The sequence below is a fragment of the Pseudomonas sp. DY-1 genome (assembly GCF_003626975.1).
In the GTDB taxonomy this organism is placed as follows: domain Bacteria; phylum Pseudomonadota; class Gammaproteobacteria; order Pseudomonadales; family Pseudomonadaceae; genus Metapseudomonas.
Genome location: NZ_CP032616.1, coordinates 4268736 through 4280710 on the forward strand (window position 1 = coordinate 4268736; position 11975 = coordinate 4280710).

At 59.7% G+C, this 11975-nt stretch carries 13 protein-coding genes; all 13 read left to right on the top strand.

All coding sequences use genetic code 11. The features are described 5' to 3' along the window. Positions 1-431 precede the first annotated feature (431 nt). On the top strand, positions 432-2324 hold the full coding sequence (gene mnmG / locus D6Z43_RS20160; protein ID WP_120653838.1) for a tRNA uridine-5-carboxymethylaminomethyl(34) synthesis enzyme MnmG: 1893 nt from the start codon (positions 432-434) through the stop codon (positions 2322-2324). Then, positions 2324-2971, top strand: coding sequence for a 16S rRNA (guanine(527)-N(7))-methyltransferase RsmG (gene rsmG / locus D6Z43_RS20165; protein ID WP_120653839.1), 648 nt, complete (start codon positions 2324-2326; stop codon positions 2969-2971). The genes mnmG and rsmG overlap by 1 nt, the downstream gene beginning before the upstream one ends. A gap of 14 nt (positions 2972-2985) precedes the next feature. Beyond that, the gene (locus tag D6Z43_RS20170; RefSeq protein ID WP_120653840.1) at positions 2986-3774 is read left to right on the top strand and encodes a ParA family protein; all 789 of its coding nucleotides are present in this window, start codon (positions 2986-2988) and stop codon (positions 3772-3774) included. A gap of 9 nt (positions 3775-3783) precedes the next feature. Then, positions 3784-4656: a ParB/RepB/Spo0J family partition protein gene (locus D6Z43_RS20175; RefSeq protein WP_120653841.1), complete on the top strand. Its 873-nt coding sequence runs from the start codon at positions 3784-3786 to the stop codon at positions 4654-4656. Positions 4657-4803: 147 nt separating this feature from the next. Then, positions 4804-5211, top strand: a complete 408-nt coding sequence (locus D6Z43_RS20180) for a F0F1 ATP synthase subunit I (protein WP_120653842.1) — start codon at positions 4804-4806, stop codon at positions 5209-5211. Between the two features lie 16 nt (positions 5212-5227). Continuing rightward, positions 5228-6097: a F0F1 ATP synthase subunit A gene (atpB, locus tag D6Z43_RS20185; RefSeq protein WP_120653843.1), complete on the top strand. Its 870-nt coding sequence runs from the start codon at positions 5228-5230 to the stop codon at positions 6095-6097. A gap of 191 nt (positions 6098-6288) precedes the next feature. Then, complete coding sequence (atpE, locus tag D6Z43_RS20190; RefSeq protein WP_003457994.1) at positions 6289-6546, top strand: F0F1 ATP synthase subunit C; 258 nt, start codon at positions 6289-6291, stop codon at positions 6544-6546. A gap of 49 nt (positions 6547-6595) precedes the next feature. Next, entirely contained in the window at positions 6596-7066 is a 471-nt protein-coding gene (locus tag D6Z43_RS20195) for a F0F1 ATP synthase subunit B (RefSeq protein ID WP_077527493.1), read from the top strand. Between the two features lie 12 nt (positions 7067-7078). Next, the gene (locus tag D6Z43_RS20200; protein ID WP_120653844.1) at positions 7079-7615 is read left to right on the top strand and encodes a F0F1 ATP synthase subunit delta; all 537 of its coding nucleotides are present in this window, start codon (positions 7079-7081) and stop codon (positions 7613-7615) included. 21 nt (positions 7616-7636) lie between these two features. Beyond that, positions 7637-9181: a F0F1 ATP synthase subunit alpha gene (gene atpA / locus D6Z43_RS20205; RefSeq protein WP_120653845.1), complete on the top strand. Its 1545-nt coding sequence runs from the start codon at positions 7637-7639 to the stop codon at positions 9179-9181. 52 nt (positions 9182-9233) lie between these two features. Further along, on the top strand, positions 9234-10094 hold the full coding sequence (gene atpG / locus D6Z43_RS20210) for a F0F1 ATP synthase subunit gamma (RefSeq protein ID WP_120653846.1): 861 nt from the start codon (positions 9234-9236) through the stop codon (positions 10092-10094). A 30-nt stretch (positions 10095-10124) separates the two neighbouring features. Next, positions 10125-11501, top strand: a complete 1377-nt coding sequence (gene atpD / locus D6Z43_RS20215; RefSeq protein ID WP_028626997.1) for a F0F1 ATP synthase subunit beta — start codon at positions 10125-10127, stop codon at positions 11499-11501. 43 nt (positions 11502-11544) lie between these two features. After that, positions 11545-11970, top strand: coding sequence for a F0F1 ATP synthase subunit epsilon (locus tag D6Z43_RS20220; protein ID WP_120653847.1), 426 nt, complete (start codon positions 11545-11547; stop codon positions 11968-11970). Positions 11971-11975: the final 5 nt, after the last annotated feature.

Consider the following 11975-nt stretch of genomic DNA (forward strand, 5'->3'; position numbering starts at 1 on the left):
GGTCCTGAACCCTGTTGATAAGTTACCGATAACCCAGTCCATAACCCTGGTGAAAACCAGAGGGATAAATCCCCTGTGCATAACCATGCATTAGGTGCACAGCTTTCTGACGGCATACACAACGGCTACTGGCAGGAATGTAACAGGATTATCATTCCCTGGAATACCCGACCTTGATGGCCTAGAGACACTTATCCACAGAAATGTGCTTCCCTAAGGTATAAACATAAGAACAAGCTTTTTAAAAAATTCTCCTCTTTTGTTTTCTTTTACCCACAAGGACATTTCCACAGATGGATAACTTTCCTGAAAAAGCGTCACGAGGGCAGACTGGCTATTTTTTGGCCAGAAGGCTTCAAGCGAATGGGCAAATTCCCCTATACTGTGCGGCTTTCTCTATTTCCCAGCCTTGAACAGGCACGAGGTGCGCGGTGGATTTCCCTTCCCGTTTTGACGTGATCGTGATCGGTGGCGGCCATGCCGGCACTGAGGCCGCCCTGGCAGCCGCACGCATGGGCGTGAAGACCCTTCTGCTTACCCACAATGTCGAAACCCTCGGCCAGATGAGCTGCAACCCGGCCATCGGCGGTATCGGCAAGAGCCACCTGGTCAAGGAAATTGACGCCCTTGGCGGCGCCATGGCGACCGCCACCGATCTGGGCGGCATCCAGTTTCGAGTCCTGAACAGCCGCAAAGGGCCGGCCGTACGTGCTACCCGTGCCCAGGCAGACCGCGTGCTCTACAAGGCCGCCATTCGCGAGATACTCGAGAACCAGTCGAACCTGTGGATATTCCAGCAGGCTTGCGATGACCTGATCGTCGAGAACGACCAGGTGAAGGGCGTAGTGACGCAAATGGGGCTGCGCTTCCTGGCAGAGTCCGTCGTCCTGACCACCGGAACCTTCCTCGGCGGACTTATTCACATCGGCCTGCAAAACTATTCCGGTGGCCGTGCCGGCGATCCGCCGTCCATAGCGCTGGCGCAGCGCCTTCGTGAGCTGCCGCTGCGCGTCGGTCGTCTGAAGACCGGCACCCCGCCGCGGATCGACGGACGCTCTGTGGATTTCTCGGTAATGACCGAGCAGCCCGGCGATACGCCCATTCCTGTGATGTCTTTCGTTGGCTCGAAGGAACAGCATCCACGCCAGGTAAGTTGCTGGATCACCCACACCAACGCGCGTACCCACGAGATCATCGCCAACAACCTCGACCGCTCGCCGATGTACTCCGGCGTGATCGAAGGCATCGGTCCGCGCTACTGCCCGTCCATCGAAGACAAGATCCATCGCTTCGCCGACAAGGACAGCCACCAGGTATTCCTCGAGCCGGAAGGCCTGACGACCCATGAGCTGTATCCCAATGGCATATCCACTTCACTGCCGTTCGACGTGCAGCTGGAGATCGTGCGCTCCATCCGTGGCATGGAGAACGCCCACATCGTCCGTCCCGGCTATGCCATCGAGTACGACTACTTCGACCCGCGCGACCTGAAGTACAGCCTGGAAACCAAGGTCATCTCCGGCCTGTTCTTCGCGGGCCAGATCAACGGCACCACCGGCTACGAAGAAGCCGGCGCCCAGGGCTTGCTCGCTGGCGCCAACGCTGCCCTGCGCACCCAGGGCAAAGAAGCCTGGTGCCCTCGTCGTGACGAGGCGTATATCGGCGTGCTTGTTGACGACCTGATTACCCTGGGCACCCAGGAGCCCTACCGCATGTTCACTTCGCGCGCCGAGTACCGGCTGATCCTGCGGGAAGACAACGCGGACCTGCGCCTGACTGAGAAAGGGCGGGAACTCGGATTGGTCGATGACAAGCGCTGGGCGGCCTTCGAAGCCAAGCGCGAGGGCATTGCCGTCGAGGAACAGCGCCTGAAGAGCACCTGGGTTCGCCCTGGAACGCCGGAAGGCGAAGCGATTTCCCAGCGCTTCGGCACGCCGCTGGCCCATGAGTACAACCTGCTCAACCTGCTGAGTCGCCCGGAAATCGATTACGCCGGCCTGGTGGAAGTCACAGGCGGTGGTGCCGAAGACCCGCAAGTCGCCGAGCAGGTCGAGATCAAGACCAAGTACGCCGGCTACATCGACCGCCAGCAGGATGAGATCGCCCGCTTGCGTGCAAGCGAAGACATTCGCCTGCCCGAGGACCTGGACTACGCGAGCATTTCTGGCCTGTCCAAGGAGATCCAGCACAAGCTTGGCAACTCCCGTCCGGAAACCCTGGGCCAGGCAGGCCGTATTCCCGGTGTCACCCCGGCGGCAATTTCCCTGTTGCTGATTCACTTGAAGAAACGCGGCGCTGGCCGTCAGCTGGAGCAGAGCGCCTGATGTCCCTGGTTACCCAACGCCATGCTGACGAGCTGTCCCATGGCGCAAAGCAGCTTGCTGTCGAGCTGTCCCCGGAGAAACAGAAAGGGCTCCTTGCCTATCTGGCCTTGCTGATCAAGTGGAACAAGGCCTACAACCTGACTGCCGTGCGTGATCCCGATGAAATGGTCTCGCGTCATCTGCTCGATAGCCTCAGCGTGGTGCCACATGTGGCAACGCTTGGGGATAACTGGCTGGATGTCGGTAGCGGCGGAGGCATGCCCGGCATCCCGCTGGCCATCCTGTTCCCTGAGCGGCAATTCACTCTGCTCGATTCCAACGGCAAGAAGACACGCTTCCTCACCCAGGTGAAGCTGGAGCTGAAACTCACCAATCTCGAAGTTGTCCACAGCCGGGTCGAGGCCTTCACACCGGAGCAGCCATTCGATGGGATCGTTTCGCGTGCATTCAGCTCGCTGGAGGATTTCAGCAACTGGACTCGGCATCTGGGCGACGGCGAAACACGCTGGCTGGCCATGAAGGGACTGCACCCGGATGACGAGCTCCAGGCACTGCCGTCCGACTTCCACGTCGAGACCGCGCATCAGCTGGACGTTCCCGGTTGCCAAGGTCAGCGCCATCTGCTGATACTGCGCCGCACGCTATGAGGGGGAAGGTGGCCATGGCCAAGGTATTCGCAATCGCCAATCAGAAAGGCGGGGTCGGCAAGACCACCACCTGTGTCAACCTCGCAGCCTCGCTGGTTGCCACGAAGCGGCGCGTGCTGCTGATCGACCTCGACCCCCAGGGTAATGCGACCATGGGCAGCGGCATCGACAAGCTCGCCCTGGAGCATTCCGTCTACGACGTGCTGACCGGGGAGTGCGACCTGGCTACCGCCATGCAGTACTCCGAGCACGGCGGCTATCAGCTGCTGCCGGCTAACCGCGACCTAACCGCGGCAGAAGTGGCCCTGCTGGACATGCCGAGCAAGGAGCATCGGCTGCGCGAAGCATTGGCTCCGATTCGCGAGAACTACGACTACATCCTCATCGACTGCCCGCCTTCGCTGTCGATGCTGACGATCAACGCTTTGGTTGCCTCCGACGGCGTGATCATTCCCATGCAGTGCGAGTACTACGCACTCGAAGGCTTGTCGGACCTGGTGAACAGCATCCAGCGCATCGCCCACTTGCTGAATCCGAATCTGAAGATCGAGGGTCTGTTGCGTACCATGTACGACCCGCGCATCAGCCTGACCAACGACGTATCGGCGCAACTCAAGGCGCATTTCGGCGACAAGCTCTACGATGCCGTCATCCCACGTAACGTCCGCCTGGCTGAGGCTCCCAGTTTCGGCATGCCGGCCTTGGTCTACGACAAGCAATCCCGTGGCGCCATCGCCTATCTCGCACTGGCTGGTGAACTGGTCCGCCGCCAGCGCGCCAATGCTAAAACCGCTACCGCATAAGGAATCCGCATGGCCGCGAAAAAACGAGGTCTGGGCCGTGGCTTGGACGCCCTGCTAGGCGGCAGTACCGTCACCAAACTCGAAGAAGAAGCTGTCCAGGTCGATACCCGCGAGCTGCAACACCTGCCTCTGGACCTGATCCAGCGCGGCAAGTACCAGCCCCGCCGCGACATGGACCCTACGGCCCTGGAAGAACTGGCCCAATCGATCAGGGCCCAGGGCGTCATGCAACCTATCGTGGTGCGCCCGATCGGTTCCGGTCGTTACGAGATCATCGCCGGCGAACGTCGCTGGCGCGCTAGCCAGCAGGCTGGTCTGGACAAGATTCCGGCCATGGTCCGCGAAGTTCCGGACGAAGCGGCCATCGCCATGGCACTGATCGAGAACATCCAGCGCGAGGACCTCAATCCCATCGAGGAAGCCATCGCCTTACAGCGCCTGCAGCAGGAGTTCCAGCTTACCCAGCAGCAGGTCGCTGAAGCCGTCGGCAAATCCCGCGTGACCATCACCAACCTGCTGCGCCTGATTGGCCTGCCGGAAGAGATCAAAACCCTGCTTTCCCATGGCGATCTGGAAATGGGGCATGCCCGTGCACTCCTAGGTCTTCCCCTGGAGCGTCAGGTGGAAGGGGCGCGACATGTTGTCGCACGCGGGCTCACCGTGCGCCAAACCGAGGCACTGGTACGGCAGTGGATGAACAGCAAGGAAAAAGCTGTCGAAGTGGTCAAGGCCGACCCCGATATCAGCAGGCTTGAACAGCGCCTGGCTGAGCGGTTGGGCGCTCCGGTGCAGATCAAGCACGGTCAGAAAGGCAAAGGACAACTCGTCATTCGCTACAACTCCCTCGATGAACTACAGGGTGTTCTGGCCCACATCCGCTGAAACATTTGGCGCTGTAGCGGCGGTCGGATTTCACTACCCGCCAGTTGAACGGGGGGGGTTCCCCCCCTATACTCTGCGCGCAATTTTGTCGGCACAAAGTATGCCAAGTCGTTGATTCCAGCGGCCGACTCCAGAGGACCTGCTGCGATGGATATCCGCACGCCAAACCGCCTGCCTTTCCATCGTGTACCGGTCTTTCCGGTGCTGCTGGTGCAACTGGTCGTCCTGCTGCTCGCTGCTGTCGTTCTCTGGCAGTGGCGCGGCACGGTAGCTGGATACTCTGGCTTGTGCGGCGGCTTGGTCGCCTGGGTGCCGAACCTGTATTTCGCCCGCAAGGCGTTCCGTTACAGCGGAGCCCGTGCTGCCCAGGCGATAGTCCGCTCTTTCTATGCGGGCGAAATGGGCAAGCTGATTCTGACGGCAGTGCTGTTTGCACTGACGTTTGCAGGTGTGAAACCTCTGGATGCGCCGGCAGTTTTCGGCGTCTTCCTGCTGACCCAGTCGGTCAGCTGGTTCGCGCCCCTGCTGATGAGAACAAGACTTTCGAAACCTTAGGGCGTTTGAGGCAAACATGGCAGAGCAAACCGCTTCGGGCTATATCCAGCACCACCTGCAGAACCTGACCTTCGGTCGTCTGCCCAATGGCGATTGGGGCTTTGCCCACACCGCCGAGCAAGCCAAGGAAATGGGCTTCTGGGCTTTCCACGTGGACACCCTGGGCTGGTCCATCGGCCTCGGCCTCCTGTTCGTAATCCTCTTCCGCATGGCGGCCAAGAAAGCCACTTCCGGCATTCCCGGCGGCCTGCAGAACCTCGTCGAAGTGATGGTCGACTTCGTCGACACCAACGTCAAAGACACCTTCCACGGTCGCAACCCGCTGATCGCCCCGCTGGCGCTGACCATCTTCGTCTGGATCTTCCTGATGAACGCCATCGACCTGATCCCGGTGGACTGGATCCCGATGCTGGCCGTACTCATCTCCGGTGATTCGCACATTCCGTTCCGTGCCGTTCCGACCACCGACCCGAATGCCACGCTGGGCATGGCCTTCTCGGTGTTCGGCTTGATCATCTTCTACAGCATCAAGGTTAAAGGCATCGGCGGCTTCCTCGGCGAACTGACCCTGCACCCCTTCAGCAGCAAGAACATCTTCGTTCAGATCCTGCTGATTCCGGTCAACTTCCTGCTCGAGTTCGTCACCCTGATCGCCAAGCCGATCTCCCTGGCTCTGCGTCTGTTCGGCAACATGTACGCCGGCGAGCTGGTGTTCATCCTTATTGCCGTGATGTTCGGCGCAGGCATCCTGCTGCTGAGCGGTCTGGGTGTCGCACTGCAGTGGGCGTGGGCTGTGTTCCACATCCTGATCATCACCCTGCAGGCCTTCATCTTCATGATGCTGACCATCGTCTATCTGTCGATGGCGCATGAGGACAACCATTAATAACGCGCAGCGCATCAACTGACCTTCTTCCGAAAAGGAAGAAGGTGCCCGAAAGGCGAGAGGATGCGCTGTTTGTTTGAGATGGTTCCGGCTTCGGGCCGGAAAGCCCGCAAGGGCAGTGGGAACAAAACGATTTCGCTTTACCGCTTCACTTAAACCTTAACCAACACGACATAAAGTCGGGAGGAAAAATGGAAACTGTAGTAGGTCTGACCGCGATCGCCGTAGCTCTGCTGATTGGTCTGGGTGCCCTGGGTACCGCCATTGGCTTCGGTCTGCTGGGTGGCAAGTTCCTGGAAGGCGCTGCTCGCCAGCCGGAAATGGTTCCGATGCTGCAAGTTAAGATGTTCATCGTGGCCGGTCTGCTCGACGCCGTAACCATGATCGGCGTTGGTATCGCCCTGTTCTTCACCTTCGCTAACCCGTTCATTGCTCAGGTAGCCCAGTAATCCTCGATTTTCGAGGATTCGACTGACAACGAACGAGCGAGGTGTTGGCGTGAACATTAATGCAACCCTGATCGGCCAGTCCGTTGCGTTCTTCATCTTCGTACTGTTCTGCATGAAGTTCGTGTGGCCCCCGGTCATCACTGCTCTGCGTGAACGTCAGAAGAAGATCGCTGATGGTCTGGACGCTGCCAACCGTGCGGCTCGTGACCTGGAGCTGGCCCATGAAAAAGTGGGTCAGCAACTGCGCGAAGCCAAGGCTCAGGCAGCTGAAATCATCGAGCAAGCCAAAAAGCGCGCTACCCAGATCGTCGACGAATCTCGCGATCAGGCACGTGCTGAAGGCGAGCGCCTGAAGGCGCAAGCTCAGGCTGAGATCGAACAGGAACTGAACAGCGTCAAAGACGCCCTGCGTGCCCAACTGGGCAGCCTGGCCGTCAATGGTGCCGAGAAGATCCTGGGTGCCACTATCGATCAAAACGCGCACGCGGAGCTGGTTAACAAACTAGCAGCCGAAATCTAAGCGAGGGCGATCATGGCAGAACTGACCACGCTGGCCCGACCTTACGCCAAGGCTGCTTTCGAGTACGCCCAGGCCCATCAGCAGCTGGCCGCCTGGTCGGCCATGCTAGGCCTGGCCGCTGCGGTGTCGCAGGACGACACCATGCAGCGCGTGCTCAAAGCCCCGCGTCTGACGAGCGCAGAGAAAGCCAATGCCTTCATTGAGGTAGTTGGCGACAAGTTCGACGCCCAGGCACAGAACTTCATCCATGTCGTTTCCGAGAATGGCCGCCTCGTGCTGCTGTCGGAAATCGCCGAACAGTTCGAGCTGTACAAGGCCGAGCAGGAAAAGTCGGTAGATGTGGAAGTAACCAGTGCCTTCGCATTGAGCGATGAACAGCAAGACAAACTCGCCAAGGTTCTCAGCGCACGGCTCAGCCGGGAAGTGCGTCTGCACGCCGTGGAAGACTCCAGCCTCATTGGTGGTGTAGTCATCCGCGCCGGCGACCTGGTTATCGATGGCTCGGTTCGCGGCAAAATCGCGAAACTGGCCGAAGCGTTGAAATCTTGAGTTTGAAGGGGCAGCAGAGCAATGCAGCAACTCAATCCTTCCGAAATTAGTGAAATCATCAAGGGACGTATCGAGAAACTCGACGTCTCTTCCCAAGCCCGCAACGAAGGCACCATCGTCTCCGTTTCCGACGGCATCGTGCGCATCTACGGCCTGGCCGATGTGATGTACGGTGAAATGATCGAGTTCCCGGGCGGCATCTACGGTATGGCGCTGAACCTGGAGCAAGACTCCGTTGGTGCCGTAATCCTGGGCAAATACCTCGGTCTGGCCGAAGGTATGAGCGCCAAGTGCACCGGCCGCATCCTGGAAGTCCCGGTTGGTCCGGAACTGCTGGGTCGCGTCGTTGACGCCCTGGGCAACCCGATCGACGGCAAAGGTCCGATCAACGCTGCTGCCACCGATGCGGTGGAAAAAGTAGCGCCGGGCGTGATCTGGCGTAAGTCGGTAGACCAGCCGGTACAGACCGGTTACAAGGCCGTTGACGCCATGATCCCGATCGGCCGTGGCCAGCGTGAGCTGATCATCGGTGACCGTCAGATTGGTAAGACTGCCCTGGCCGTCGACGCCATCATCAACCAGAAAGACAGCGGCATCCGCTGCGTCTACGTAGCTATCGGTCAGAAGCAATCGACCATCGCCAACGTAGTTCGCAAGCTGGAAGAAAACGGCGCCCTGGCCAACACCATCATCGTGGCCGCCAGTGCTTCCGAATCCCCTGCTCTGCAGTACATCGCTCCGTACTCCGGCTGCACCATGGGTGAGTACTTCCGCGACCGCGGCGAAGACGCACTGATCATCTATGATGACCTGTCCAAGCAAGCCGTAGCGTACCGCCAGATCTCCCTGCTGCTGCGCCGTCCGCCGGGCCGCGAAGCTTACCCAGGCGACGTGTTCTATCTCCACAGCCGTCTGCTGGAGCGTGCTTCCCGCGTTTCCGAAGAGTACGTCGAGAAGTTCACCAACGGCGCTGTGAAAGGCAAGACTGGTTCCCTGACCGCCCTGCCGATCATCGAAACCCAGGCTGGTGACGTTTCCGCGTTCGTTCCGACCAACGTGATCTCCATCACCGACGGTCAGATCTTCCTGGAATCCGCACTGTTCAACTCGGGTATCCGTCCGGCCGTCAACGCCGGTATCTCGGTATCCCGTGTTGGTGGCGCGGCCCAGACCAAGATCATCAAGAAGCTCTCCGGTGGTATCCGTACCGCCCTGGCCCAGTACCGTGAACTGGCTGCGTTCGCGCAGTTCGCTTCCGACCTGGACGAGGCTACCCGCAAGCAACTTGAGCACGGTCAGCGCGTTACCGAGCTGATGAAGCAGAAGCAGTACGCGCCCATGTCCATCGCCGACATGTCGCTGAGCCTGTACGCCGCCGAGCGTGGCTTCCTGCAGGACATCGAGCTCGCCAAGATCGGCGCCTTCGAACAAGCCTTGATCGCCTACTTCAACCGTGATCACGCCGCCCTGATGGCGAAGATCAACGAGAAGGGTGACTTCAACGACGAAATCGACGCCGGCATCAAGGCTGGTATCGAGAAGTTCAAGGCCACCCAAACCTGGTAAGCCGCAGCGGGGGGTCGAAAGGCCCCCCGCCTGCTAACCCGATAGGTGTTACATGGCAGGCGCAAAAGAGATTCGCAGCAAGATTGCGAGCATCAAAAGCACGCAGAAGATCACCAGCGCCATGGAAAAGGTGGCGGTCAGCAAGATGCGCAGGGCTCAACTGCGTATGGCTGCCAGCCGCCCCTACGCGGAGCGCATCCGCCAGGTGATCGGTCATTTGGCCAACGCGAACCCGGAATACCGTCATCCCTTCATGATCGAGCGTGAAGTCAAGCGCGTCGGTTATGTCGTGGTGAGCAGCGACCGTGGTCTGTGCGGCGGCTTGAACATCAACCTGTTCAAGACTCTGGTCAAAGACATGGCGGGTTACCGTCAGGACGGCGTGGAGATCGACCTCTGCGTGATTGGTGGCAAGGGTGCGGCCTTCTTCCGCAACTACGGCGGCAACGTCGTTGCAGCCATCAGCCACCTCGGCGAGGAACCCTCGATCAACGACCTGATCGGCAGCGTCAAGGTCATGCTCGATGCATACCTGGATGGCCGTATCGATCGCCTGTTCGTGGTCTCCAACAAGTTCGTCAACACCATGACGCAGAAGCCGACCGTGGACCAACTGGTTCCGCTGGTGGCCGACCCGGATCAAGAGTTGAAGCATCACTGGGACTACCTCTACGAACCCGATGCCAAGGAGATCCTCGAAGGTCTTCTGGTGCGCTACGTGGAATCCCAGGTGTATCAGGCCGTGGTAGAGAACAACGCCTGCGAGCAGGCGGCACGGATGATCGCGATGAAGAACGCCACCGACAACGCCGGTGACCTGATCAGCAACCTCCAGCTGATCTACAACAAGGCGCGTCAGGCAGCGATCACTCAAGAGATTTCGGAAATCGTCGGCGGCGCTGCCGCGGTTTAAGACCGGTTCATATATTTAGAGGAACCAGATATGAGTAGCGGACGTATCGTTCAAATCATCGGCGCCGTTATCGACGTGGAATTCCCGCGTGATCAGGTGCCGAACGTATACGACGCGCTGAAAGTCAGCGGCGTCGAAACCACCCTGGAAGTTCAGCAGCAGCTGGGCGACGGCGTGGTTCGTTCCATCGCAATGGGTTCGACCGAAGGCCTCAAGCGTGGCCTGGACGTTTCCAACACTGGCAAGGCCATCTCCGTCCCGGTTGGTAAAGCAACCCTGGGCCGCATCATGGACGTGCTGGGCAACCCCATCGACGAAGCCGGCCCCATCGGCGAAGAAGAGCGCTGGGTTATCCACCGCGACGCTCCGTCCTACGCTGAGCAGGCGGGTGGCAACGAGCTGCTGGAAACCGGCATCAAGGTAATCGACCTGGTCTGCCCCTTCGCCAAAGGCGGTAAGGTCGGCCTGTTCGGTGGCGCCGGTGTAGGCAAGACCGTAAACATGATGGAACTGATCCGTAACATCGCGATCGAGCACAGCGGTTATTCCGTGTTCGCTGGCGTGGGTGAGCGTACTCGTGAGGGTAACGACTTCTACCACGAGATGAAGGATTCCAACGTTCTGGACAAAGTGGCCCTGGTATACGGCCAGATGAACGAGCCGCCGGGCAACCGTCTGCGCGTTGCACTGACCGGTCTGACCATGGCCGAGAAGTTCCGTGACGAAGGTCGCGACGTTCTGCTGTTCGTCGACAACATCTACCGTTACACCCTGGCCGGTACCGAAGTATCCGCGCTGCTGGGTCGTATGCCGTCCGCTGTGGGTTACCAGCCGACCCTGGCCGAGGAAATGGGCGTTCTGCAAGAGCGCATCACCTCCACCAAGACCGGTTCGATCACCTCCATTCAGGCCGTATACGTTCCTGCGGACGACCTGACCGACCCGTCCCCGGCGACCACCTTCGCCCACCTGGACGCCACCGTCGTACTGTCCCGTGACATCGCCTCGCTGGGTATTTACCCGGCAGTTGATCCGCTGGACTCGACCTCCCGCCAGCTGGACCCGCTGGTGATCGGTCAGGACCACTACGAGACCGCTCGTGGCGTCCAGTACGTTCTGCAGCGTTACAAGGAACTGAAGGACATCATCGCGATCCTGGGTATGGACGAACTGTCCGAAGCGGACAAGCAGCTCGTTAACCGTGCTCGTAAGATCCAGCGTTTCCTGTCCCAGCCGTTCTTCGTGGCCGAAGTCTTCACCGGTTCCCCGGGTAAGTACGTGTCGCTGAAAGACACCATCGCTGGCTTCAAAGGCATCCTCAACGGTGACTACGACCACCTGCCCGAGCAGGCGTTCTACATGGTCGGCGGCATCGAAGAAGCCATCGAGAAAGCGAAGAAACTGTAACCCCCTGAGCGCCCGGCAACGGGCGCTTACGTGAGGCAAGCGTATGGCTATTACTGTCCATTGCGATATCGTCAGCGCCGAAGCGGAGATCTTCTCCGGTCTGGTGGAGATGGTGATTGCGCACGGCCACCTGGGCGATCTGGGTATCGCTCCGGGTCACGCCCCGCTGATCACCGACCTCAAGCCGGGTCCGATCCGCCTGGTCAAGCAGGGTGGTGAGGAGGAGGTGTACTACATCTCCGGTGGTTTCCTCGAGGTCCAGCCCAACATGGTGAAGGTCCTGGCCGACACCGTGCTACGCGCCGGCGACCTGGACGAAGCTGCTGCTCAGGAGTCCCTCAAGGCTGCTGAGAAGGCCCTCCACGAGAAGGGCGCGGAGTTCGATTACTCCGCCGCCTCCGCTCGTCTGGCCGAGGCCGCAGCGCAACTGCGTACCGTCCAGCAGATCCGCAAGAAGTTCGGCGGCTAAGGCCC

Excerpts from the sequence above, each read along its gene's own strand:
- rsmG (WP_120653839.1), top strand. The coding sequence starts at position 2,324 with ATGTCCCTGGTTACCCAACGCCATGCTGACGAGCTGTCCCATGGCGCA.
- D6Z43_RS20170 (WP_120653840.1), top strand. The coding sequence starts at position 2,986 with ATGGCCAAGGTATTCGCAATCGCCAATCAGAAAGGCGGGGTCGGCAAG.
- D6Z43_RS20175 (WP_120653841.1), top strand. The coding sequence starts at position 3,784 with ATGGCCGCGAAAAAACGAGGTCTGGGCCGTGGCTTGGACGCCCTGCTA.
- D6Z43_RS20180 (WP_120653842.1), top strand. The coding sequence starts at position 4,804 with ATGGATATCCGCACGCCAAACCGCCTGCCTTTCCATCGTGTACCGGTC.
- atpB (WP_120653843.1), top strand. The coding sequence starts at position 5,228 with ATGGCAGAGCAAACCGCTTCGGGCTATATCCAGCACCACCTGCAGAAC.
- atpE (WP_003457994.1), top strand. The coding sequence starts at position 6,289 with ATGGAAACTGTAGTAGGTCTGACCGCGATCGCCGTAGCTCTGCTGATT.
- D6Z43_RS20200 (WP_120653844.1), top strand. The coding sequence starts at position 7,079 with ATGGCAGAACTGACCACGCTGGCCCGACCTTACGCCAAGGCTGCTTTC.
- atpA (WP_120653845.1), top strand. The coding sequence starts at position 7,637 with ATGCAGCAACTCAATCCTTCCGAAATTAGTGAAATCATCAAGGGACGT.
- atpG (WP_120653846.1), top strand. The coding sequence starts at position 9,234 with ATGGCAGGCGCAAAAGAGATTCGCAGCAAGATTGCGAGCATCAAAAGC.
- atpD (WP_028626997.1), top strand. The coding sequence starts at position 10,125 with ATGAGTAGCGGACGTATCGTTCAAATCATCGGCGCCGTTATCGACGTG.
- D6Z43_RS20220 (WP_120653847.1), top strand. The coding sequence starts at position 11,545 with ATGGCTATTACTGTCCATTGCGATATCGTCAGCGCCGAAGCGGAGATC.